General features: G+C 44.0%; 17 protein-coding genes and 2 pseudogenes. 13 read left to right on the top strand and 6 right to left on the bottom strand.

Annotated elements, in window-relative coordinates:
• Nucleotides 1-87 precede the first annotated feature (87 nt).
• The 6 genes from DWY55_RS02285 (at nt 88) to DWY55_RS02260 (ending at nt 11,204) form a co-directional block, all read left to right on the top strand.
• Nucleotides 88-2,643 carry a glycoside hydrolase family 2 TIM barrel-domain containing protein gene (locus tag DWY55_RS02285; RefSeq protein ID WP_118086581.1) on the top strand — a complete coding sequence of 852 codons (2,556 nt, stop codon included), beginning with the start codon at nt 88-90 and terminating at the stop codon, nt 2,641-2,643.
• Between the two features lie 70 nt (nt 2,644-2,713).
• A complete protein-coding gene (locus tag DWY55_RS02280) occupies nt 2,714-5,236 on the top strand; it encodes a sugar-binding domain-containing protein (RefSeq protein WP_120178000.1) in 2,523 nt (840 codons plus the stop codon).
• A gap of 8 nt (nt 5,237-5,244) precedes the next feature.
• Nucleotides 5,245-6,453, top strand: coding sequence for a glycoside hydrolase family 117 protein (locus DWY55_RS02275; protein ID WP_118086579.1), 1,209 nt, complete (start codon nt 5,245-5,247; stop codon nt 6,451-6,453).
• A 28-nt stretch (nt 6,454-6,481) separates the two neighbouring features.
• The gene (locus DWY55_RS02270; RefSeq protein WP_117713912.1) at nt 6,482-7,429 is read left to right on the top strand and encodes a family 16 glycosylhydrolase; all 948 of its coding nucleotides are present in this window, start codon (nt 6,482-6,484) and stop codon (nt 7,427-7,429) included.
• A 192-nt stretch (nt 7,430-7,621) separates the two neighbouring features.
• Nucleotides 7,622-9,940, top strand: coding sequence for a hybrid sensor histidine kinase/response regulator (locus DWY55_RS02265; RefSeq protein WP_242495864.1), 2,319 nt, complete (start codon nt 7,622-7,624; stop codon nt 9,938-9,940).
• Complete coding sequence (locus DWY55_RS02260; RefSeq protein ID WP_025081738.1) at nt 9,921-11,204, top strand: sigma-54-dependent transcriptional regulator; 1,284 nt, start codon at nt 9,921-9,923, stop codon at nt 11,202-11,204. The genes DWY55_RS02265 and DWY55_RS02260 overlap by 20 nt, the downstream gene beginning before the upstream one ends.
• Before the next feature lie 3 nt (nt 11,205-11,207).
• Here DWY55_RS02260 and DWY55_RS02255 read toward each other — a convergent pair whose 3' ends face one another.
• The 6 genes and pseudogenes from DWY55_RS02255 to mobA form a co-directional block, all read right to left on the bottom strand.
• The gene (locus tag DWY55_RS02255; RefSeq protein WP_025018816.1) at nt 11,208-11,621 is read right to left on the bottom strand and encodes a hypothetical protein; all 414 of its coding nucleotides are present in this window, start codon (nt 11,619-11,621) and stop codon (nt 11,208-11,210) included.
• Nucleotides 11,622-11,915: 294 nt separating this feature from the next.
• Nucleotides 11,916-13,244: pseudogene (locus tag DWY55_RS02250) on the bottom strand (TraM recognition domain-containing protein); the annotation flags it as partial.
• Between the two features lie 115 nt (nt 13,245-13,359).
• A complete protein-coding gene (locus DWY55_RS02245) occupies nt 13,360-15,171 on the bottom strand; it encodes a reverse transcriptase/maturase family protein (protein ID WP_117959407.1) in 1,812 nt (603 codons plus the stop codon).
• A gap of 595 nt (nt 15,172-15,766) precedes the next feature.
• Nucleotides 15,767-16,471 (bottom strand): annotated as a pseudogene (locus DWY55_RS02240) (YWFCY domain-containing protein); the annotation flags it as partial.
• A 62-nt stretch (nt 16,472-16,533) separates the two neighbouring features.
• On the bottom strand, nt 16,534-17,796 hold the full coding sequence (gene mobB / locus DWY55_RS02235; RefSeq protein WP_007560899.1) for a conjugal transfer protein MobB: 1,263 nt from the start codon (nt 17,794-17,796) through the stop codon (nt 16,534-16,536).
• Nucleotides 17,781-18,203, bottom strand: coding sequence for a conjugal transfer protein MobA (gene mobA / locus DWY55_RS02230; protein WP_040312737.1), 423 nt, complete (start codon nt 18,201-18,203; stop codon nt 17,781-17,783). The genes mobB and mobA overlap by 16 nt, the downstream gene beginning before the upstream one ends.
• Before the next feature lie 757 nt (nt 18,204-18,960).
• On the opposite strand from mobA, the gene DWY55_RS02225 reads away from it, so the two are divergent.
• The 7 genes from DWY55_RS02225 to DWY55_RS02195 all read left to right on the top strand — a co-directional run bounded on the left by DWY55_RS02225 (nt 18,961) and on the right by DWY55_RS02195 (nt 24,504).
• Complete coding sequence (locus DWY55_RS02225) at nt 18,961-19,713, top strand: ParA family protein (RefSeq protein WP_005776850.1); 753 nt, start codon at nt 18,961-18,963, stop codon at nt 19,711-19,713.
• A gap of 5 nt (nt 19,714-19,718) precedes the next feature.
• Nucleotides 19,719-20,156: a DUF3408 domain-containing protein gene (locus tag DWY55_RS02220; RefSeq protein WP_118086577.1), complete on the top strand. Its 438-nt coding sequence runs from the start codon at nt 19,719-19,721 to the stop codon at nt 20,154-20,156.
• A gap of 2 nt (nt 20,157-20,158) precedes the next feature.
• A complete protein-coding gene (locus DWY55_RS02215) occupies nt 20,159-20,533 on the top strand; it encodes a DUF3408 domain-containing protein (protein WP_118086576.1) in 375 nt (124 codons plus the stop codon).
• Nucleotides 20,521-21,180 carry a DUF4122 family protein gene (locus DWY55_RS02210; RefSeq protein WP_025081979.1) on the top strand — a complete coding sequence of 220 codons (660 nt, stop codon included), beginning with the start codon at nt 20,521-20,523 and terminating at the stop codon, nt 21,178-21,180. Before DWY55_RS02215 ends, DWY55_RS02210 begins: the two co-directional genes overlap by 13 nt.
• A gap of 184 nt (nt 21,181-21,364) precedes the next feature.
• Nucleotides 21,365-21,661, top strand: coding sequence for a DUF4134 domain-containing protein (locus tag DWY55_RS02205; protein WP_007843736.1), 297 nt, complete (start codon nt 21,365-21,367; stop codon nt 21,659-21,661).
• Between the two features lie 3 nt (nt 21,662-21,664).
• Complete coding sequence (locus DWY55_RS02200) at nt 21,665-21,988, top strand: DUF4133 domain-containing protein (protein WP_005776857.1); 324 nt, start codon at nt 21,665-21,667, stop codon at nt 21,986-21,988.
• Nucleotides 21,985-24,504, top strand: coding sequence for a TraG family conjugative transposon ATPase (locus DWY55_RS02195; protein ID WP_118086575.1), 2,520 nt, complete (start codon nt 21,985-21,987; stop codon nt 24,502-24,504). Before DWY55_RS02200 ends, DWY55_RS02195 begins: the two co-directional genes overlap by 4 nt.
• Nucleotides 24,505-24,507: the final 3 nt, after the last annotated feature.

Genomic DNA, 24,507 nt, shown 5'->3' with positions numbered 1-24,507 from the left:
GTTGATATCTGAAATATAAATGGAGAGTTTTTTTGTTTTTACACTTTTGAAATTATTTTTGTCATTAATATTAATCTGAAAATCGATATGACCATAAAAAACATTATCACAGTCTTAACTATCTTTCTGTCCGGATTCTGTTATGCCGGAACCTCCACTAAAGTGGATTTCAACTTCGATTGGAAATTCAGCAAACCAGCAGGCTTCGTGCCTCAGGACACTTTGTTCCTGAGTCCAGATATAAAGTGGGAGGATGTGTGTCTGCCTCACGACTGGAGTATCAGCGAAGGATATACCAAGACTCAGACAGCCGGAAGCAATGGTTTTCTGCCTGGCGGTGTGGGGATTTACATGAAGAATTTTCTCACCTCGGATGATATGAATGGGAAAAAAGTGTTCATTCATTTCGAAGGTGTATATAATAACTCAAAGGTTTGGATAAACGGGCATCTGTTGGGATTCCGTCCTAACGGATATGTGGGATTTGAATATGAACTTACTCAATATCTGAAACCAAAAGGTTCGATGAATACAATAACTGTCTGCGTTGACAGAAGAGCGTATGCCGACAGCAGATGGTATGTCGGTGCCGGTATATACAGGAATGTGAGTCTTATTCTAAGAAACGAGCTCTATATTCCTTCAGACGGAATATTCGTTACCACACCACAGGTAGGCAACCGTTCGATGGTGAATGTGGTATGCGAGGTGAAGAATGCTGGAACAGGTGTAAAAGGAGTCACCGTGAAGCACGAAGTAGTGTACGACGGCAAGACAATAGCTTCTGTTTCCGATGATTTTGTTGCCCTGAAAGGCGATTTCAATGAGTTCACTGCATCTGTTGAACTGGAGAATTGTCATCTCTGGAGTCTTGAAACGCCTTCGATGTATGAGCTTCATACTACTCTGATTGCTTCTGACGGATATGTGATGGATAAGAAAACAACAAAATTTGGTATCCGCGACATTAAATTCGATGCGGATGAAGGCTTCCTTCTAAACGGAAAATCCGTAAAAATAAAAGGAGTGAACATACACCACGACTTGGGATGTATGGGTGTTGCCGCATACGATGATGCCCTGTTGCGACGCCTTCTGAAACTTCGTTCCATAGGCTGCAATGCCATACGTACAGCCCATAATCCGCATTCGGAAAGTCTGCTGGAAATGTGCGACAGTCTGGGACTTCTTGTAATGAATGAATTTATCGACGAATGGAAGGTGGCAAAGAAAAAGTGGATTACTGAGCGAGCTAAGGAAGATGCGCCCGACAGCATATCAATAGGATATACCAGATACTTCGATACGCATGCCGAGCACGACCTCAAGTCGTTCATCAGGCGAGACAGAAATCATCCTTGCGTGATACTCTGGAGTATAGGCAATGAAATAGAATGGACCTATCCATATTACTGGGCATCGAGCAAAGACAATAAAGGGTTCAAGGGGCTTATCCATACGGGCGACCCGGAAACAGACAACAAGTCTATACTGAAAGAGTTCAACCGTCTGTCAGGAGGTAAAGACGATTTGGCTGAAACAGCCGCTGTCCTTGCCGGTTGGGTTAAGGATGTGGACACTACCCGTCCCGTCTCTTCAGGAGTCGTTGTTCCGTCAGTTTCGCGTCTCTCCGAATATACAGACGTGCTTGATGTAGTGGGATATAACTATAAAGACAAATATTATGAAATCGACCATAAGCTATATCCATATCAGCCTATTATCGGTTCGGAGAATGTTGGTCAGCTCTTTGAATGGACAGCCGTGGCCGACAAGAAATACATAGCGGGCATCTTCGTGTGGACAGGATTCGACTATCTTGGCGAGAACGGTCCATGGCCTGCAAGAGGTGGAGACTGTTCTTTCTTCGATTTTGCGGGCAACAAGACAGCGCGTGGCCATTTCTTTGAATGTCTGTGGAAAGACATACCGAAAACCCATATTGTAACAATACCTGAAAAGGAAAGTGAGTTCAGGATGAATCCCGACGGAAGCTTCACCTACACTCCCCGTCCGGGATGGATTAGACGCTGGGAGTGGTACGACACACGCGACAAATGGAACTACCGCAAGGACGAGGACATACTTGTGCAGGTATATACCAACGCCCCCGAAGTGGAACTGTTCCTGAACGGCAAATCGTTGGGAACAAAGGAACGCAGCGATTTCATGGAGCATAATATAGTGATGTGGAAGGTGGCATACAAGGAAGGAACACTCCTTGCGGTAGGCAAGGACGGCGACATAATATTGTCGAAAGACACTTTGTCCACAAGCGGCAAGCCGTGCCGTCTGGCACTGAACTGCGACCGCAAAACAGCTACCGACAACGGTTATGACCTTATCCATGTAGAAGTATCCATTGAAGATAAAGAAGGAAACACAGTAGTCGATATACCTTCGGATGTGAGGATAATCCTCGACGACAAGCTTGAACTTGCCGGACTCGACAATGGATCGCCTTCGATAGAAGATTTGAACATCAACGTCATAAACAATAGTGTAAGGACATATAACGGAAAGTGTCTGTTTGTCCTGAGAACCATAAGAGGGAAGAAAGGAACATCCTTTGTCAAGGTTGTAGGTGACGGTGGAATACAGGGCAGATGTAAAATTCTGATTTCCCACCCTATATCACATTAATATCCCCCTCATATATTATAAGTGAAAGATATAGTTTTGTGACATCAAAAAACATGTAAAACCTAAGATTATGAGAAATAAAAATCTTTTAGCTTTAATAATCCTATTATCAACCCTAAAGGTTTCAGCATCTGATTCAAATGTTGATTTCAATAAAGATTGGAAATTCGTACTGAAAGATTCTGCTCATTATTCATATACTTCTTATGTCCCAGGTGATGAATGGAAGAAAGTGAACCTGCCACACGACTGGAGTGTTGGTTTGCCTTACGACTCCATCTCTGGCGAAGGGTGTGTAGCTTTCCTTCAGGGAGGAATAGGATGGTATAGCAAATCATTTCCCACAACAATCAGTGCAAATCAGAAATGCTATATAGTGTTCGATGGAGTATATAATAATTCTGAGTATTGGATAAATGGCAAAAAGCTTGGATATCATCCTTCGGGATATGCTCCTTTTTATTTTGATGTCACAGACTATCTCAATCCCAATGAGGATAACCGCATGACTGTAAGGGTCGACCACAGCCATTATGCCGACAGCAGATGGTACACCGGTTCAGGTATATACAGGGATGTGAAAATGATTGTAACCGACAGACTGCATATTCCGGTTTGGGGAACATTTGTCACTACTCCCGTGGTTACTGATAAATATGCTAAAGTAAACAACCAGGTTACCGTGTGCAACAGCTACTCCGAACCCAGAGCTGCAGTTGTTGAGGTAGTATATAAGGATAATAAAGGCAATATCGCAGCCTTTGAGGTCTTCAGTATAAAACTGAATGCTGGTGAGGAGAAAATTATCGACATCGTATCTGAGATTAAACAGCCTGATTTGTGGAGCGTCGATACACCTGTCCTCTATACAGCCGAGACACGCATCAAGAATGGCGATGAAGTAATTTCTGAAAACACTGTCAGGTTCGGCATACGGACATTCCGTTTTGATGCAGACAAAGGTTTCTTCCTTAACGGGAAAAACATGAAGATAAAAGGAGTATGCCTGCACCATGATGCCGGAATGGTTGGCGCGGCAATGATACGCGATGTGTGGTACCGGCGTCTGAAAACCCTAAAGGAAGGAGGATGCAATGCCATCCGCCTCTCGCACAATCCGGGAGCGGAAGAGTTTCTGTCTTTGTGCGATGAGATAGGTCTTCTGGTTCAGGAAGAATTCTTCGATGAGTGGGATTATCCCAAAGATAAAAGACTCAATATGAAGGAAACTGTAGAAGACTATCCTACGCATGGCTATTGCGAGCATTTCCAGGAATGGGCAGAAAGAGATTTGAAAAACGTAATGAGGAGAAGCCGTAATCATGCCTGTATCTTCCAGTGGAGTATAGGTAATGAAATAGAATGGACTTATACCGGATGCCGCGAGGCGACAGGTTTCTTCGGTGCCGATTCCAACGGTAATTACTTCTGGAATCAGCCTCCATACTCTAAAGAAAAAATCAGAGAAATGTGGAAAATCCAGCCTAAACATGCATACGACATTGGCCGTACAGCGCAAAAATTAGCTGCATGGACACGCCAGATGGACACCACACGTGTAGTTACCGCCAACTGCATCCTGCCTTCCATAAGCTTTGAGTCAGGATATATCGACGCGCTCGATATGGCAGGCTTCAGCTACCGTCGCATGATGTACGATTATGCCAAGAAGAATTATCCCGACAAGCCTATAATGGGTACAGAAAATCTTGGTCAGTGGCACGAATGGAAAGCGGTGATTGAAAGGGATTTCGTTCCGGGTATGTTTATATGGACGGGAGTCGATTATCTGGGAGAAAGCGGAAGCCGTCTTTCAAGATGGCCTCAAAAGTCGATAGGATGTGGTCTCCTGGATATGTGCGGCTATGCGAAACCTTCGTACGACATGATGAAATCACTGTGGACAGACAAGCCTTTTATTGCTATATATTCGCAGACTACAGACAAATCCTCGTATCAGCCGGTAAAAGATGGCTTTACTGATAAGAAAGGACACGAATGGGACAGAAGATTATGGGTTTGGGATGATGTAAACTCCCACTGGAATTATCAGAAAGGCGATTCGGTAATTGTTGAGATATATTCCAATTGTGACGAAGTGGAACTTTTCCTTAACGGCAAGTCGATGGGAAAGAAGTATATAGACGATTTTGACGATCATATCTATAAATGGGCAGTCCGTTACAAGCCCGGCACTATTACCGCAAAAGGAAAAAACAAACTGGGTAAAGCCACTACAGCCATAAAGACTTCAGGCAAAGAACATTCGATATTGCTGACGGTCGACAAACAAAGCATCGCAGCAAACGGAAAGGATGTCCTGCATGTCACAGCCCAGCTTGCAGACAAAAAAGGTAATCCTGTAAAGACAACAGAACAGATGCTTAAGTTCAACATTGATGGAGAGTACCGTCTGCTTGGTATAGACAATGGAAACGTGAAGAACGTTTCTCCATATCAAAGTAAGGATATTATGACATATCAGGGAAGATGTATGCTGATGCTTCAGTCGACAGAAAAATCATCGGTACTGAATATCAGTGCAGAAACAAGTGAATTACACTCGAATAAACTAACAATTAATATAAAATAAAGTCTAGTATGAGAAAAATTATTCTTGCAGCCGGCATGATGTCGCTATTGGCAGCATGCGGAAATACAGGCAATACACAGACTATTGCCGCCGACGACACTCAGAATTATGATGCGCGTAAGGCCGATTCATTGGGAATACCTAAGGGTAATAAGTTAAGTGCAGCCATGAAACGTGCCATGAAATGGGAGAATCACGACAACAAATGGTTCTTCGAGTACAAGATGGAACCCCTGAAAGGTGATCTTGCTTACGAAGAAGGAGTTGTAAGAAGAGACCCGAGTGCAATGCTGAAAATAGGCGATACATATTATGTATGGTATTCAAAGAGCTACGGACCTACCCAGGGATTTGCGGGAGACATAGAGAAAGACAAGGTTTTCCCATGGGACAGATGTGATATATGGTATGCCACATCAAAAGACGGATGGACATGGAAGGAACAGGGAATTGCAGTGAAACGTGGTGAAAAAGGTGCTTACGACGACCGTTCAGTCTTCACTCCTGAGGTGATGGAATGGAAAGGAAAGTATTATCTTTGCTATCAGGCGGTAAAATCCCCTTACACAGTCCGTGTAAAGAATACTATCGGTATGGCATGTGCTGATTCCCCTGAAGGACCGTGGATCAAGACAGACAAGCCTGTACTGGAACCTTCTAATACCGGCGAATGGGAAGGCGATGAGGATAACAGATTCAAGGTAGTGTCGAAAGGCGATTTCGACAGTCATAAGGTACACGACCCGTGTATAATACCTTATAAAGGTAAGTTCTATATGTACTACAAAGGCGAACGTATGGGAGAAGAAATAACATGGGGCGGCCGTGAAATCAAACACGGAGTGGCTATTGCGGAAAATCCTATGGGTCCGTATGTGAAATCGGAATATAATCCTATTTCAAACAGCGGGCATGAAGTTTGCGTATGGCTTTACAAAGGAGGTATAGCTTCACTTATCACCACCGACGGTCCTGAAAAGAACACACTCCAGTGGTCGCCTGACGGAATAAACTTTGAAATAATGTCAGTAGTAAAAGGCGCGCCACACGCCATTGGCCTGAACCGCAGTGCAGATGCCGAAAAAGAACCTACCGAAATATTGAGATGGGGTCTTACTCATATATACAACAGTTCAGACTATCAGAGCATAATGAGATTTTCTACCTGGACATTGCAGACACATACCGCTAAAGGTGAATCAAAAGAACGAAAATAATTATTATAACTTAAACTAAGATACCACGATGAGAAAACTGTTTACCATTTGTTTAGCATCACTGCAAATAGCCTGTGCAGCAGAAGATTTCAATAATAAATCGTACGAGTGGGATATCTATCCTGTACCCGCTGATGCCGGCGACGGTATGGTGTGGAAACTCCATCCACAGTCGGACGACTTTAATTATGTTGCCGACGAAAAGGATAAAGGAAAAGAGTTCTATGCCAAATGGACCGATTTCTATCATAATCATTGGACAGGACCTGCTCCTACAATATGGCAGAGAGACCATGTTTCCGTTTCCGACGGATACCTTAAAATAAGAGCCAGCCGTCCTGAAGATGTCCCCATGAAGAAAGTTGTAAGCGGACCCAACACAAAGGAACTGCCGGGAACCTATACGGGATGTATCACATCGAAGACACGTGTAAAGTATCCGGTTTATGTAGAGGCATACGCAAAACTTTCAAATTCAACCATGGCATCCGATGTATGGATGCTCAGCCCTGACGATACTCAGGAAATCGACATCATAGAAGCATACGGCGGCGACAGAGACGGCGGAGGTTACGGTGCCGACAGACTTCACCTGAGCCATCACATATTCATCCGCCAGCCATTCAAGGATTATCAGCCGAAAGATCTTGGCTCATGGTATAAGGATGACAAGGGAACATTGTGGCGCGACGATTTTCATCGTGTAGGAGTGTTCTGGAAAGACCCTTTCACACTTGAATATTATGTAGATGGAGAACTTGTCAGAACCGTAAGCGGCAAGGATATTATCGACCCCAACAACTACACTGGTGGTACAGGTCTGGTAAAAGACATGGACATCATAATAAATATGGAAGACCAAAGCTGGAGAGCCGTTAAAGGTTTAAGCCCTACGGATGAGGAACTGAAAAATGTGGAAGACCACACCTTCCTGGTGGACTGGATAAGGGTTTATACACCAGTTCCCGAAGAATAGGATTTTATAGTTTATATCGTAATAAAAAAACACTTCATATATTCAACTTTTTCATAAAAGAGTTCAGTTGTAATATGAAGTGTTTTTTTATTTTATTGCTTGAATTTGAAATAAATATTTGAGAATGATATATACTATGACTAGTTAAATATATAGAATTATGATGTCAAATAAATCAATAGAATGTTCCTGATGACTTCATTATTACGCAAAAGACTATTTATTGGATATTTTATTACAGGATTTATAGTCTTAAGTATGGTTGCTGTAATGATAAATGAACGTTGCCGGTTGAAAGAACTTGAGAATCTGATAATTCAAATTAATGAAGCTTATGAGAATACTAATAAAGTTCATTTGTATATTACTAAGTTGGCAACTTTAGGCGAATCAGTTATAGTATGGGATGAGTCTGATTATAACATATTTCATAATCAACGTTTTAAAACAGATAGTGTTCTACTTGAAATAAAATTAAGGAGTTGTGATTTTTTATGTCCAGTTCAAATTGATTCTTTACGGGAATTGCTTAAAACGAAAGAAATGCACTTGTTTCAAATAATGAAAGCAGTCCAATTTGCGAATAAATCTGATAGTATTCTTACTAATGAATTGCCTGTAATAGCTACTCAAACAGTAAAAGTGAAGACAATAACTCAGAAAAAGAAAGGAATTGCCGGATTATTCGGAAAGAAGGAGACGATACAAGTCCCCTATATAACTAATGAAATACAGAATTTTAATAATAGATTGGTTTCTGTCATAGATATGCGAAACAATCAGATAGAAACTTATGTGGATAGCTTGCGTTTGCAGAATAGGCTGTTAAATCAAAAATTATATGATTTTGTATCTTTTTTAGATAATCAGGTACAGCTGTCATTTATAGAACGAAACTTAGAGGTAACGGAAGTCAAACAAGAATCCTTTCGATTATTTATCGTAATGATGAGTATTGCGGTTTTTATAATATTAATTTCATTTTTAATTATACAATCAGATTTACGTAAGGAAGAAATAATTAAATTTAAATTACAACAAGCTATTCAGGAAAACGAGAATTTGCTTGATATGCGCAAGAAAATCATCCTGACAGTTTCACATGATATTAGAGGCCCACTTGGTAATATCCATAACTGTGCCGATCTAGTATCGGAAACGCGAGAGAAGAAAAAGCGTGAAATATATTTAGATGACATCCGCCATTCTTGCCAGCACGTCTTGCATTTGGTCAATAATCTGATGGATGCTTACCGTATTAATGAAGCTGGAGATTTACATAATGATATACCTTTTTATCTTAACCGTTTTTTAAAACGAATTTCAGATGAGTTTTCTCGTAAAGCGACTTCAAAAGGTCTTATTTTATATTCTGAACACAAAGGATTAAATGTAACTGTAAAAGGTGATGCGGACAAACTCGAACAGGTACTGGCCAATCTACTTACAAACGCTATCAAATTTACTTCCAGAGGAAACGTCAATTTTCATACTGAATATTCAGAGGGAAAACTTCGGATTGAAATTAGAGATACCGGTATAGGGATGGACGAGGAAACAATGAAAAGAATATTTGCTCCATTTGAGCGTGCCGCACAGGATGTCAATTCTGAAGGTTTTGGTTTGGGACTTTTTCTTACCAAAGGATTAATTAAGGTTTTGGAAGGAAAAATGGATGTGGAAAGTACACTCGGTAAAGGAAGCGTATTCAGGCTGGAACTTCCTTTGCCTGAAACGAATGAGTTAGTTGAGGAAGACAAATCGGACCATAATACAATAACTATATTGCCTAAGAATGTTCTTGTAGTGGACGATGATCCTATACAACTGAAAATAGCAGAAGATATGCTCGGGCGCAAAGGTATATCCTGTAAAACCTGTAAGAATGCACGTGAAGTAGTGGCCGCTCTTGAAAATTCTGAATATGATTTGGTCTTGACAGATGTACAAATGCCTGATACTGACGGATTCTGTTTGTTAAGATTGCTTCGCAATTCGGACATCGGCAATTCTAGAACTGTTCCAGTAGCAGTCATGACTGCCCGTGGTGATGGAAATTCCGGAATTTATGAAAAAGAAGGATTTGCAGGCTGTATTCATAAACCGTTCAATATCCACGGACTGCTTGCTTTTTTATCCACCATTGTATCTCGTACACAAGTTTCAGTTTCCGGAGATTTTGATTTTTCCAGTTTACTGGAGAATACGGATGATTATAGTCATATGCTTTCTCTCGTTGTTATGGAATCTGAAAAAGAACTGGAGGAGATGGAATCTGCTGACAGGATAACCGACCGTGAGACCATGAGAAAAATAATACACCGGATGATGCCTGTATGGGAGATGCTCGAGAAAGATAATATTTTACGTGATTTTCAAAGAATATTGCATGACAGTGATAGCCAAAACGAAACTGTTCATGAACATGCAATACAAATCATGGAGTGGCTTAAAAAATTAATAGAAGAAACAAAAAAGGAACTGAAGAAATATGAAAATCCTCATAGTTGAAGATAATATGATACTCTGCGGTATGATTGAAAAATGGTTGCAAAAAGCCGGTTACGAAGTTCTAACCGCAATGGACGAGCCCGGAGCACGTAGTATTCTGAAGAAAAACGAAATCAATCTTGTGTTTGGAGACGTACGTCTGCCGGAGGGAAATGGTATCAGCCTTCTGGAATGGATGATGCGTTCTAATGTGGAAGTTCCATTTATTGTCATGACAGATTATGCCTGTATCACGGATGCGGTCCGTGCCATCAAGCTCGGTGCTAAGGATTATTTGCAAAAGCCTGTTCATCAAGAGCAACTGATAGAATTAGTACATAGCATGCTTAAACAACCTGTTATTGTACGTAAAGAACGTTCTTTTGTTGAACGTACCAGTGAAGCAGCAAGAAAATCCGCTTCACTGGCTCGTCGTGTGGCACCGTCGGATCTTTCTGTTATGATACTTGGTCCGAGTGGAAGCGGTAAAGAGGTGATAGCCCAGATGATACACCGTTATAGTGACAGACGTGACAAACCATTCGTTGCCGTCAATTGTGGAAGTATACCTAACGATTTGCAGGCTTCTGAATTTTTCGGTGTAGTCAAAGGAGCTTTTACAGGAGCTGTTGCTGATAGGAAAGGACATTTTGAGACGGCCAATGGAGGAACCTTATTCCTGGATGAAGTTGGTAATATGCCGTATTCCATGCAGATTCTTCTTCTGCGTGTCCTTCAGGAAAAGGAGTTTAATCCGGTAGGAAGTGATAAAGTGAAACATACGGATGTACGTATCATTTCTGCTACCAATGAGGATATGAAAAAAGCGGTGGAGGAAGGTTGCTTTCGTGAGGATTTGTATTATCGCCTTGCAGAACTCGAAATTGTTCAACCGCCATTAAAAGATTGCAAAGACGATATTCTTCCGCTTGCCGAATTCTTCAGAAAAGAACATTCCGGTAGAATCCGTGTCAAGAATGAGGGATTTACCGAAGAAGCGAAAGCATGCATGCTGGGATATGACTGGCCTGGTAATGTGCGGGAATTGAACGCAAAAATCAAACGTGCGGTAATTGTTGCGGATAATGTATTATTGGATGTTTGTGACTTGGGACTGGACAATGTAGATTGTAGTGACAATCCGGATATTCGTATCATTCAGGAAAAGGAAAAGATACGAAACCTGCTTGAGAAAAATCATGGTAATGTCAGCAAGACAGCAGTGGAATTCGGTTGTAGTCGTACAGCCCTGTACAAGAAAATGAAGAAACTTGGTCTGAAGTAATCTTTATTCTTTAAGGCGGTATACCAGTCTGCATACATTGTTTCGGAATGTTTTGGACTCACGCAAAGTCCATTGTCCGAATTGAATCTTTCCGGTTATGTTTTTCCCGCTTTTGTATGATATTGGAAGCAGGTAAATGACCAGTTCATCTGCGAGTCGGAAGAGAAATACACCACCCACATATTCTGCACTTTTTTCATCTTCTACCTTCATGAAAAATGTGCAGTCTTTTTCATGTCTTTCCTTGGCATCCATCAAATCAAGCATACCGTAATGCGGATACATGTTAAATGTAGCCCGCTCTTCCCAATAAGGGAAACCGTTCCGGTCTGTCCTGAGCCATTCCATCAGTTCCTCATTTTTATCCGGTAGAAATCCGTCCAATGTGACGGGCATAATAATCTGTACTTTTGCCATACCTCTGCTTGTTAAAAATAAAAGCATGAAACCCATGCTTATTTCGAACAGAGGCTCTGACAAAGCCCAACACAGAAACTCGCATGGGCTCACGCTATAAGGTATAGCATAAGCCTCACGCAATAGCCTCCGTGTTTTTGAATTTGTCAGATTCCTGTTCGAGACATCTTGCGACTTATGTATATAATCGACGGAAACATCCCGTAATCCGCCGTTATGTTCTATTTCAATTTCAAAGATAAGGAATGTTCCCTGAAAATCAAACTGATTCAGGATTTATTTGTCATTCTGTATCTATTCAGCTTTTCTTTTCTCCTCTTCTGCACTTTCTATTCCCAGCCGTTCACATAGTTCCGGGTCGCTCTTGATACGTTCCATCTCATCGTTGATGATAGCCTGTGCATCCGCCTTTATCTGGTCATAATTGCGCTGTATCTGTTGGAGCATGATGTCATTTCCTTCACTGTCCTTGAACCTGTTGATAACCGGGATTTTTTTATAAGCCTTTTCTTCCGCACTTACTTTGGCATGGTCCACGATAATTTCCGCATGGAAAATCTTTTGGTTGATTTTCTCACCGAAATTATCCGATACGGAACCGACAAACGTACCCTGTGAGAGGTTGGAAATTTTGGATGCTGGAATCAGTGAGTCCAGCTGGGTGTTGATAGATGTAGAGACATCCTGACGGTTGATGGATATGGACTGCCGTTTCTGCAAAATCTTTCCGAAGCGTTCGGAAAGTGTCTTGGCCGTTTCGCCGACCACCTGACCGCTGAATATGTTGCCGACTGTATTTTGAATCACCTTGCTTTCCTTTTCACCGTAGTCACGGTTAAGCTGGCTGAAGTCCTGGAATCCCAGACAGACCGCCACCTTGTTGGAACGTGCCGTTGCAATCAGGTTGTCCAGTCCTCGGAAATAGATGGTAGGAAGCTCGTCTATAATGACCGTGCTTTTAAGCTGCCCTTTCTTGTTTATCAGTTTGACGATTCTGGAATTATACAGTCCGAGCGCTGCGGAATAGATGTTCTGTCGGTCCGGATTATTGCCCACACAAAGGATTTTAGGTTCCTTCGGATTATTGATGTCCAGAGAAAAATCATTGCCTGTCATGACCCAGTACAGTTGTGGAGAAATCATTCTGGTAAGCGGAATTTTCGCCGAAGCTATCTGGCCCTGAAGCTGGTCTTGTGCCCCACCCTTCCAGGCATCCATGAAAGGAGAAAGGTAGTTCTCCAGTTCCGGATAGGAAGTCAATATGGTAAACAAATCAGAATAAGGTTTGTTCAGCAGTTCCACGGCATGAGGGAAGCTGCAATAGATACCATTTTTGTATATTTTCAAATACCAGATTATAGCTGCCAAAAGGATAATAGGAGACTCTACAAAGAAGTCACCCTGTTTTTCAATCCAGGTCTTGTTCAAATTTAACATGATGGTATAGCTTGCTTCGTATGCGTCAGATATGTCTGTCATGAACTCCGGATTGATGGGATTGCAGCGGTGTGAACGGTGCGGATCATCAAAATTGATGACGTAAAAATGCGGTTTTACCTTATATTTGTCCATATTGTGCAACAATGTATTATAGGCAATGGTTGAAAGGTCATCGAATTTGTAATGTAGGCTAAGTAGCCGACGCCGTGCCATATTACTATGGTCGGTTTCCGAAAACTCGCCTCCGAACCGGACGTACACCTTCCAGCGTATCCGGCTCTCCGCTTCGATATGCAGTTCAAATCGTTCCATAATGAATCTTTTTATGACAAGTTCCACAAAGTGCAATAGTTTTCCTTTTCCGTGCAATCATGTGTCGTTCCCAAGGCTCTTTATTTTGAAGATTCTTGAGTTTACGTACATGGTGCATTTCCAAATGGCCCTTAGCACCACATAATTCACATTTTTCTGCTTTCAACCTGTCCATAAGACTGGTTGTACTGGTGTGCATTATGAATTTGGGAAGTATGTCTATTTTGTTATCCTTTGATGGCTTTTGGCGTTTGAAACCTCCTTTATAGAAGTACTCTTCCTTTTGTTTGCCTGCATTGTTCTGATACTTAACGCAAAATATTCCGTTATGCTTGTACTTTTTGCATATCTTCTTTACTTTGCTTCGATACTTGGCTGCAAATGTTTTGTACATACTATACTCCATGATATAACCGAAATTGGATAGCTGGGCTGCGCAATTAACGGCTATGCCGAAATAATTGTACAAGCCTCTAATTTCAGAATTATACCTGCGCAGGATTTCCAAATCGTCATTGAAGTTCAGTTCGGGTCTCGCTTTCGGTTTCCATATTTCCTTGCCGTTGTGTTTCTTTATTTCCACAACGTCATACGCAAGAAGTTTCTTCTTGACCGTATCTTTAGGGATTTTTATTTCCACCGTCTTGTTCCGACTTCTCTTTTTACGACCGAGGGAATCCCGTTTGGTTTCCATGCACTTGCGGTTTCTGATATGAAATCCAAGAAATTTTGCAGGAGTTTCCGAATGGGTTATCAGCGTCTTTTCATCAGACAATTCCAATCTTAGTTTGTCGGAAATAAAATCCTTTATATCCGACTTGATTGTCATTGCATCTTCTTTACTGCCTATAACGCCACACAGAAAATCATCCGCATATCTCACGTATTTCAACCTCTTATAGTTGCAGTCCATGTCATTTTTAGCAGGGGTCTGCAACATAAGATTATCATATTTCCGTATCTGTTCTACCAGCAGTTTTCTTTCTTCAAGACTTACTGCTGATTTCAACGCCTTTTTAGCTCGTTCTTTCTTACGCTGGTAGTGTCTGTACTGTGGGTTCACTTCTTTACGGGCATTCCTGTCAAATTTTGCTGCATACTCTGCCATGTACTTGTCCAATTTATCAAGATAGATATTGGCAAGTACTGGACTGATGATGCCACCTTGCGGTGTCCCGTTATATGTGTGAAAATATTCCCAATCTTCGATATATCCCGCATTCAGGAATTTACGGATAAGCCGAATGAAACGGGCATCATTGATGCGTTCTTCGAGGATTCCTATCATCACATCGTGATTGATGTTGTCAAAGAATCCCTTTATATCGCCCTCAATATACCATTTCACCCCACAGAATGATTTTTCAATCTGCTTAAGGGCGGTGTGGCAGCTCCGTTTGGGACGGAAACCATGCGAAGTGTATTCAAAACTCTCTTCGTATATGGCTTCCAATACCATTTTAACCACCTCCTGCAATAACTTATCTTCCGTAGCAGGAATACCCAGAGGACGCATTTTCCCGTTTTTCTTGGGTATATATGTTCTCCTTGACGGTTTGGGCTGGTAGCTTTCATCTTTCAATGATGCTATCAGGTTTTCAATACGCTTGATGCTCATGCCGTCAATGGTCTTGCCGTCCGTTCCCTCCGTCATATTGCCTTGTTTGGGTGCAATCCGCTGGTAGGCAACGGCGTACATCTCCGTATTGAAAAGAATACGGTACAGACGCTCGTACTTGTAATTCAAGTCCTTGCTGTGTCGATTCAAACTGTTTAATACTTTTGCCGAATTTCTCATAATGTCTCTCACATCATTCATTAATTGTATTAAAAATCTCTGCTGTCCCCCTTCGCCATGTACAAGCCATTAACTTGCTCGGACTACTACGGGGACTCCGTTACCATGTCGGAATTTCGGGAACTGTTTCCCATAGCCCTTTGCAGGCTCCGATTTAGGTAATCCCAGTTTACTATATCTTAACTGTTGGCACGACAAGTTGTCGGATATGACTTCCACCTTTTACCGTATATTACGGTTGCGCTGCAACAAGTTCTTGCTCTTTCTACTCTACGACTGCAAAAAGAGTATTGCAGTGATGACGGTTCAGAACTATCCATACAACGGTAGTTCCCATAGTTACCTTACGTCACAGTCTGCTACAAAGACCGCTCAGATTATCATTCAACCAATTCGGGTTTTATCCTCATACTTGTCTTATCATCGCTATTCAGTCGCAGTTTGGTAACTAACTGACTTATAGTTGTCCCGACGTGCTACACTCCCTGCCGCCTTTCGTTGGACAGATAAGTCGGTGATGATAGGTCGTTTTCAAAGAACACTTGCCTAATCCTTGCCAAAGGGACGATTAAGATATAGCCTTGACTGGCGCACCATAGATATATACACTGAAACCTTTGGAAATCATCTGTTTGATGTAGTTGTTCACCACTGCGTAGGATTTACCGGAACCCGGTGTTCCCAATACGATGGTCGCGCGGAAAGGATTGACCACGTTGATCCAGCCGTCGTTGAGCTTGCCGCCATACTGGAATCTGGTGGGCAGATTGACAGAATATTCATTCTCCATCAGCCTTGTCTCCTGCATGAAGGATTCGTTTTCCATATTGAACACATCCTCCATCAGGTTATGCCTGTAAAGCCTGCTGATCCACAGTCCCGCCATGAGCAGGCATAGATAACCGGCTGCAAGTGTCACCACATACAGGGCAGTAATCGCTTCGTGTGGAAAAGGCAGGTCAAGCAGCCACCAGTTCATGAAAAACAGAACCGCCCCGGCAGTGAGTACCGCCCATATACGCTGCCATGTAATCTTCTCACCCTTGACTCCGATAGTACCCATACAGGATATGGCCAGCAGAAGCACTGCCATCAGTTTTGTCCAAAGGATACAGCCGAATATACCGGTTGTCCTGTCAAAGTTCATCAGTATCCGGTCTATGACATCCAGATTCAGATGCCAGGCACTCATACTGGGATAGCAGTATACATAAACGTGGACTACCAGAATAAAAATACTGACAGCCCTGCCGAATTCCATAATCTTGGCAAGGGCTCTCAAATCGTCTTCCTGTTGCATAATGATGTAGATGATTGTGGGGGAATCCGTTGTTCCCCCTGTTGTTGACTCATTTTGATTGATCAGATACCGCGTGATTTGCGTTTCTGCGGTTTCTTTTTCCGTTTCATGCGGCGACGGAACGCTTCTTCCTCGTAATCGACTGCCGGATTTGCCTCAAAGGAGAAGATGCCTGCCGCCTGTTCAAGCGCACTGTTTTCTTCCATACGGTGGCCGTACCGTTTCCAAAGTTCCTCCGGACCGGACTGTTGTCTGTCCTGCCAGGGTATTCCTTCCCACCAGTTGACAAGGCCGTTGAATACGTTGGCGGAAAACTCCTTTCCCATACGTGAACCGTTGAACGCCTCGCGCCGTTCATGGTCTATGAATGTGACACCGTAGATACGTCCGGTATCGTTCCTTCGGAATACCACATCAATGTGCTCCTGTTTCAGCAGTTCCCTGAATTCCTGTTCCGATTTTGCGTTACGCATGGCCCATACGACCTTGCCGGATATGGCAGGAGCCCATCTGCCTTCCTTGAAGTCCTGTGTATGCCGTAACATACGTTCGGACAGTCCCGTATTTCCGAAACGCTTGCCGAACCTTGCACTTTTTATCGGAGGGCTGACTACTTTTCCAATATCATCTGTAGCCGAATAGATGATACCCGTATAGGGTGTTCCCATGTAATCGCCTAGTAGTTGTCGGGCTTCAATGTTCAGTGTGGAAAGCAGTGCGGAATACTCTCCGAAAGTCTGGAAACGGTAGCTTTCCAGTACGGCCTTCAGTGTGTTTCCTATCTGATGGCGTATATCCCCCTGTGAGGCATCCACCTTTTTCAGTTCCGCTTTCGGATTCCGTCTTTCCGCATCCGCACTGTTACGCAGTCCGAATTCCTGTTCCAGTTCCCGGCAGGCTGTCATTGAACGGCGGTGTTCATAGGAGTCATTGATTTTCCTTCCTTCATCGTCAATGCATACACTCACGATATGTATGTGCGTGTTGCAGGTATCTCCATGTCTGTACACGATGAACGGCTGGTCACCATAACCCATTTTCTGCATGTATTTCTCTGCCAGTTCCGCCAGCCTGTCATTGTCCAGCCTGTCTTCCGGTGCCGGGCTGAGGGCGATATGCAGGACCGGCTTATCCGTCCTCCTGTTTGCCGTCAGATGGTTTTCAAATGAAAGGAGAGCTAGACGCATGTCCTCGCTCGGCAGTCCCGGGCGGTCGGAAATCATCCGGTGTCCGGAAAGGATTTCCGCCGTCCCCTGAAATACCTTTTCATGATTATAGGCCAGTGCCCCGTAAAGACTTTCTCCGTGACTTATCTTTGCAACCATTTCTTTTCATATTCTTTAGTTAAGGCCATAATCTGTTTGTTGAGCAGTATCAGTTCCAGGGTAGCCTTTTCAAGTTTGTAAAGCAAGGACATCGCCCTTTTTTCCCCGAAGTTTTTCTGTACGGCCCTTACGACCTGATTGTAATTGTTGCCTATTGCCTGGAATTGTCTGTAAAATTCCCCGAGCCGGATGTAATAGTCCATGGAAACCTTGTCCACCTTGATTACCTTCAGCTGTTCTGAAAAGATTGATTTCTTGATAAAGATTGTCCTGTCCCTTGCTCCGGATTCCAGAAACAGTCTTTCAAATCTGCTTTTCTCCTGTGCGTTCAGACGGAAATTGTACTTGTAGTCCGCCGGATCAGTCTTCGGTTTTCTGCCTGTCCTTCTTGCCTGTTTTTTCTCCATGCTTTTCTGCTTTTGGGTTATTTTTCTTTCTCCGTCAGATTTTCCGACTTTGGAGGAAAATCTCCCGACCGTTAGGGAGGGCAAGTTGGTTTTTGTATGGCAGAATACTTTCTGTCGTACAAAAACACAACTTGCTCTGTTCGTTTGAACAGAGAATCCACCTCCGGCGGATTGCTGCGCGACGTGAGCGGAGTGCTGCTGTCCGTCGGAAGATGTTCCAAGCCATTTTTTAGTTCTGACTTTGCAAAATTATGACCGTGTAAACAGTTGTGAAATAGTGGATTGTATGACATATAAAGACGTCTGATGACATCTGATGTCATGGTGCAGGCTACATATTACCTGTATGCTTGAAAGACCTTATTTTTGACGCGATTTAAGCGTGCAATATTGCAATAACATAATAACATAATAACATAACAACATAGTATTGCAATAACATAATAACATAATAACATAATAACATAATAACATAACAACATAGTATTGTAATAACATAAGGACATAATAACATGGCAACATAGTATTGCAATAACATAATGACATAATAACATGGCAACATAGTATTGCAATAACATAATGACATAATAACATGGCAACATAGTATTGCAATAACATAAGGATATAATAACATAACAACATAGTATTGCAATAACATAATGACATAATAACATGGCAACAATAGTATCACAATAGCGTAATGCCATTATAAGATTAGTGAAAGAAAAAGTGAATATTAACCCCAAAAACAAAAGGTATGAACAAACGTCCGATTCTTGTCGCCTTCAGCAATCAGAAAGGCGGTGTGGGCAAGTCCACGGTAACAGCGGTTCTTGCCAGTTATTTTAATTATGTAAAAGGTCTGAAAGTTGCTGTCGTTGACTGTGACTATCCACAGTTCAGTCTGGAAAAACTAAGGGGAAGGGATTTGAAGAACCTTGAGAAAAGCGAGTATCACCAGCGACTTTTCTGCCGTCAGTTTGAAGACGGTTCCCGTAAGGCCTATCCAATCGTCACTTCCACGCCGGAGGCAGCCGCAGAGATTCCCGGCAAACTGGAAGGCGACTATGACCTGATATTCTTCGATCTTCCCGGAACGGTGAACTCCCGTGGTGTATTCGAGTCCGTCATGAACATGGATTTTATCTTTACTCCCATTGTAAAGGACCGTATGGTCATGCAGAGCAGCCTTTCCTTTGTATCGACCGTTCAGGATTTTATCGGACAGCATCCGGAAGCTCCCCTGAAGGACATACGTTTATTCTGGAACCGTATGGACAGCCGTACTTCCAAAGAACTGTATGTAATGTATAATGCAATAGTGCTCCGTATGGGTTTGAAGGTCTTTGAAACCGTACTTCCTGATCTTGAACGCTTCAACAAGGAAATGACACCTTCTTCCAGACAGCATTTCCGCTGCACCCTTCTTCCTCCTTCCGAATCACTACTGAAAGACAGCCGTCTTGAGGCTTTTGCCCAGGAGATGGAACGTATCATATTTCCGGGATAAGAACTATGGCAAAGAAAAGAGAGATATTCAAGGTGGATGAGGATGCCTTGAAGGACATGATGGCCAGTGAATCCATTTCCTGTGGTAAATCTGGAGCAGATGTCGGCGAGAATGTTCTTCCTGTCACAGAAAAGGAAAAAAATGTGCCGGAAGTAAAGACACAGGGACAGGAAAAGTCCCGCAAGACGATTCGCGCTGACTCCGGACTGGAAGAGAAGGTGGAAATGTATAAGGAACTGTTTCTGGACAGAAAGAAGTCCGTACACAGAAAGCAGACCTATATCAGCTATGACATGTATTGCAGGTTGGCCCGTATCCTTCCCCTTCTGAGTGATGACATGAGTGTGCCCGCTTTTTTGGATAATGTGCTGGCACACCATCTTGAGACTTACAGTGAAGAGCTTGGCGAGCTGTTTCGCCGAAAAACCCAAAAAACATTCTGAAAATGATGTGGATTGTATTGACTGTTGCCGTATTGGTTTGCGGTCTGCTGTTATGTTGCGTTTATTTACTATCCAATAAGATTTGTTCACTGAAAAGACAGGTCAGAGAATTGAATGAGAAAATAGGAATAGCGAACTGTTTTCCCGAATATAGCCGTGTCTATCTGAACGATGCTCCAGTCGGGAAAGGACGCCAGATTCGTATCCGTTGCGGTTTGTACAACAAGGCAAGCCGCCTTATTCCGTTTATGGCTCCCGGCATGAGTGTTTCAGTCTATGTGAGCAATATCGTGGAGGAACACTTGAAACGTCACGGAGAATTGCTGAAGAATGAACTTGAATGTTTTCTCTATAAGGATTCTTTATGGAAGAACTGATATACTTCTGTGTACGGATTGTCTGTATAGGCTATTTGCTGTACAGCGTGTATGGCTGGAGAAGGCGTATCGAAACTGTTTGTACCCTGCTTTATGGGAAACCTTGCGTGAAGAAGGAAAAGAAAGAAACTGTCGTAACGGAATCTGCGGTTTCAGATACAGAAGTGATGGGAAGTACCCGTTATGTCTATCTGGACGAGAATGCCGGAAAGACTGCCGCTCCCTTCATGAGCCAGCCACTTGAAAGGAATTTTATCGGTGAGGAGGAGGATGTGCAGCAGGAAGATGTGGAATGCAACCTTCAGCTGGAAAAGATGAAACTCCTGCAGGAAGTCCAGGAAGACCTTGATGCGGAGTCTCCCGAAGTGGAATCCGTATCACCTGTTCTGTCCAGCAGGGACATGGAAGTACTCGGCGAATATCTGACACATCAGGATGAAGCCGACCATGAGAAGGCCATGCAGGCAGCTCGTGTCCTGTTCTCCATCAGGCAGACCAGCCTGATTGACGTGTTCCTTTCCAATATGGAGAATTCCGCGATTGTAGAGGAACTGATAGACAGGTATCTTGATGAGGACGGCAATCCCAGACCGCTTAAAGTAAAGGATGGGAATGAACCGTCTGACGAGTGGCGGAAATATATCTGACACCGATATATTCAGGCATCCCGGAAATCTTTTCGGGATGCTTTTTTTATGTCTGTAAGGTTTCCTGAATGACATCTGATGACATCTGGTGACACCTGATGACGGTGTTGTATCACAGCGGTTTAAGCCTTATATATTTGCAGTCGAATTCAACATTTATGTCAAACCCCAAAATGATTCGACAATGAAGAGAAGAATCCTATTTTCAGTATTGTGTGTGCTGGCAGCGGCAGGTGCCTTCGCACAGGGACAGGGTCTTGCCGGCATCAATGAGGCTACCAGCCTTATGACTTCGTATTTCGATCCGGCCACCAAATTGTGTTATGCCATCGGAGCCGTGCTCGGTCTGGTCGGCGGTATAAAGACGTATGGCAAGTTCAGCAGCGGTGACCCGGATACGTCCAAGACTGCGGCGAGCTGGTTCTTCGCCTGCATCTTCCTGATTGTGGCCGCTACCATTCTCCGTTCCTTCTTCCTGTAAGCCATGGATTACCGTATCAACAAAGGAGCAGGCCGTCCGATTGAGTTCAAGGGCTTGAAATCACAGTACCTGTTCTTTTTTGCCGGAGGCCTTGTATCGGTCTTTCTTGCGGTGGTTGTCCTGTATATGGCCGGTGTCAGCCAGCTGGTATGCCTGTCTTTCGGGGCGGTATCCGGTACCCTGGCCGTATGGCTGACCTTCCGCATGAATGCCCGCTACGGTGAGCACGGGCTGATGAAGATGCTGGCCGAAAAACGCCATCCGCGCTATTTGTCAGCCCGTCGCAGAATATTCAGAGCATTAACCAAAAAGAAGAGAAAGAAATGAGAAGTGTATTGAAGGCCTGTGATCTGGAAGACAGATTCCCGATTCTGGCCGTGGAAAACAACTGCATCGTAAGCAAGGATGCGGACATTACGGTAGCCTTCGAGGTCGAGCTGCCTGAACTGTACACGGTGACGGCGACGGAATACGAAGCCATTCACGGTACCTGGGTAAAGGCCATGAAGGTGCTTCCCAATTATTCTGTCGTGTACAAGCAGGACTGGTTCGTCAAGGAAAACTACCGGAGCGAAGGAGACGGGACGGAAAGTTTCCTGTCCCGCAGCTATGAGCGTCATTTCAACGAACGCCCGTATCTCAGACACCGCTGCTTCCTGTATCTGACAAAGACTACACGCGAACGTGCCCGTCGCCGCAGTGATTTCAGTACCCTGTGCCGCGGCTATATCCTTCCCAAGGAAATCACGGACTGGGATTCGGTCGTGAAATTTCTGGAGGCGGTGGAGCAGTTCGAGCGTATCATGAACGATTCGGGGCATGTCAGGATGAAGCGTCTCAGAACTGAAGAGGTGGTCGGAACGGAAGAATGTCCCGGGCTGATTGAAAGATACCTGACTCTCGGTATGGAGGACACGCATCCCGTATTACAGGACATCTGCCTTGATCCGGAACGTATGCGCATCGGTGACAAACGTCTTTGCCTGCATGTGCTTTCCGATACGGAAGAGCTTCCCGGCAGTGTGGGCACGGACATGCGTTATGAGCGCTTGTCCACTGACCGTAGCGACTGCCGTCTTTCGTTTGCGGCTCCGGTAGGACTTCTGCTTTCATGCAACCATGTCTATTCGCAGTACGTGTTCATCGATGATGCGCAGGAAATCCTGCAACGCATGGAAAAGACTTCACGCAACATGCTGTCCCTGTCGAAATACAGCCGCAGCAATGCCGTGAACTATGAATGGGCAGAAATGTATCTTGACGAGGCGCATACGAAAGGGCTTGTTCCGGTTCGGTGCCACTGTAACGTACTGGCCTGGGCGGAAGACGAGGAAGAGTTAAGGCGTATCAAGAACGATACCGGCAGCCAGCTTGCCCTGATGGGATGCGTACCCCATTACAACACGATAGATACCCCGGTGCTGTACTGGTCTGGTATTCCAGGCAATGCGGGCGATTTTCCGGCTGAGGAAAGTTTCTATACCTTTCTGGAACAGGCTGTCTGCCTGTTTGCTTCGGAAACGAATTACCGCAGTTCGCCCAGCCCGTTCGGTATCCGTATGACGGACAGGCAGAGCGGCGTACCGCTTCATCTGGACATCAGTGACCTGCCCATGCGCAAGGGAATCATCACCAACCGCAACAAGTTCATACTCGGTCCCTCCGGCAGCGGTAAATCCTTCTTTACGAACCACCTTGTCCGCCAGTATTATGAACAGGGTACCCATATCCTGCTGGTGGATACCGGAAACAGCTATCAGGGACTTTGCAGCCTGATTCATGACCGGACACATGGCGAGGACGGTATCTATATCACCTATGAGGAGGACAATCCCATCGCCTTCAATCCGTTCTATACGGATTCCGGGGAATTTGACGTTGAAAAGCGTGAAAGCATCAAGACACTGATACTCACACTCTGGAAACGTGAGGATGAAGCCCCAAGGCGTTCGGAAGAAGTGGCCCTTTCGGGAGCGGTGAACGCATACATCCGCAGGATGACGGAAAACAGGGATGTCAGACCCGATTTCAACGGATTCTACGAGTTTGTGCGTGATGACTACCGCCGGATGATTGAGGAGAAGAAAGTCCGTGAGAAGGATTTTGACATTGACGGTTTCCTGAACGTGCTGGAACCGTTCTACCGTGGCGGTGATTATGATTTCCTGCTTAATTCGGACAAGGAACTGGATCTTACCAACAAGCGCTTTATCGTATTTGAACTGGACAATATCAGCGGAAACAAGGTGCTTCTGCCCGTGGTCACGCTGATAATCATGGAAACCTTCATCGCCAAGATGCGCCGTTTGAAAGGCATCCGCAAAATGATACTCATTGAGGAATGCTGGAAAGCCCTGATGTCCGCCAATATGAGTGAGTACATAAAGTATCTCTTTAAGACCGTCAGAAAATATTTCGGGGAGGCTGTCGTGGTCACCCAGGAAGTGGATGACATTATCAGTTCCCCTGTCGTGAAGGAAGCTATCATCAACAACAGTGACTGCAAGATTCTTCTTGACCAGCGGAAATACATGAACAAGTTCGACCATATCCAGCGGCTTCTCGGACTGACCGACAAGGAACGCGGACAGATCCTGTCCATTAACCAGGCCAACCATCCCGGACGTTTCTACCGTGAGGTCTGGATCGGTCTTGGCGGTACCCACTCGGCCGTGTATGCCACGGAAGTCAGCGATGAGGAATATGCCGTATATACCACGGAAGAGTCGGAAAAGCTGGAATTGCAGAAGCTGACCAAGGAACTGGGCGGAAATCTGGAACTGGCCGTGAAACGCATTGCGGAAATGAGAAGGGAAAGGAAAATGTCAAACGGTAAAGCATAACGG

The organism is Bacteroides sp. AF25-38AC, assembly GCF_003602995.1.
Lineage (GTDB): Bacteria > Bacteroidota > Bacteroidia > Bacteroidales > Bacteroidaceae > Bacteroides > Bacteroides uniformis.
Note: the sequence above shows the minus strand (reverse complement) of the source record. Positions and strands in the feature narration are given on the sequence as shown.

What these genes read in the sequence shown, in the direction of transcription:
- DWY55_RS02285 (WP_118086581.1), top strand. Translation starts at nt 88, where the DNA reads ATGACCATAAAAAACATTATCACAGTCTTAACTATCTTTCTGTCCGGA.
- mobA (WP_040312737.1), bottom strand. Translation starts at nt 18,203, where the DNA reads ATGGAGAAAAAACAGGCAAGAAGGACAGGCAGAAAACCGAAGACTGAT.
- DWY55_RS02270 (WP_117713912.1), top strand. Translation starts at nt 6,482, where the DNA reads ATGAGAAAACTGTTTACCATTTGTTTAGCATCACTGCAAATAGCCTGT.
- DWY55_RS02220 (WP_118086577.1), top strand. Translation starts at nt 19,719, where the DNA reads ATGGCAAAGAAAAGAGAGATATTCAAGGTGGATGAGGATGCCTTGAAG.
- DWY55_RS02260 (WP_025081738.1), top strand. Translation starts at nt 9,921, where the DNA reads ATGAAAATCCTCATAGTTGAAGATAATATGATACTCTGCGGTATGATT.
- DWY55_RS02245 (WP_117959407.1), bottom strand. Translation starts at nt 15,171, where the DNA reads ATGAGAAATTCGGCAAAAGTATTAAACAGTTTGAATCGACACAGCAAG.
- DWY55_RS02255 (WP_025018816.1), bottom strand. Translation starts at nt 11,621, where the DNA reads ATGGCAAAAGTACAGATTATTATGCCCGTCACATTGGACGGATTTCTA.
- DWY55_RS02225 (WP_005776850.1), top strand. Translation starts at nt 18,961, where the DNA reads ATGAACAAACGTCCGATTCTTGTCGCCTTCAGCAATCAGAAAGGCGGT.
- mobB (WP_007560899.1), bottom strand. Translation starts at nt 17,796, where the DNA reads ATGGTTGCAAAGATAAGTCACGGAGAAAGTCTTTACGGGGCACTGGCC.
- DWY55_RS02200 (WP_005776857.1), top strand. Translation starts at nt 21,665, where the DNA reads ATGGATTACCGTATCAACAAAGGAGCAGGCCGTCCGATTGAGTTCAAG.
- DWY55_RS02210 (WP_025081979.1), top strand. Translation starts at nt 20,521, where the DNA reads ATGGAAGAACTGATATACTTCTGTGTACGGATTGTCTGTATAGGCTAT.
- DWY55_RS02280 (WP_120178000.1), top strand. Translation starts at nt 2,714, where the DNA reads ATGAGAAATAAAAATCTTTTAGCTTTAATAATCCTATTATCAACCCTA.
- DWY55_RS02205 (WP_007843736.1), top strand. Translation starts at nt 21,365, where the DNA reads ATGAAGAGAAGAATCCTATTTTCAGTATTGTGTGTGCTGGCAGCGGCA.
- DWY55_RS02195 (WP_118086575.1), top strand. Translation starts at nt 21,985, where the DNA reads ATGAGAAGTGTATTGAAGGCCTGTGATCTGGAAGACAGATTCCCGATT.
- DWY55_RS02215 (WP_118086576.1), top strand. Translation starts at nt 20,159, where the DNA reads ATGATGTGGATTGTATTGACTGTTGCCGTATTGGTTTGCGGTCTGCTG.
- DWY55_RS02275 (WP_118086579.1), top strand. Translation starts at nt 5,245, where the DNA reads ATGAGAAAAATTATTCTTGCAGCCGGCATGATGTCGCTATTGGCAGCA.
- DWY55_RS02265 (WP_242495864.1), top strand. Translation starts at nt 7,622, where the DNA reads ATGACTTCATTATTACGCAAAAGACTATTTATTGGATATTTTATTACA.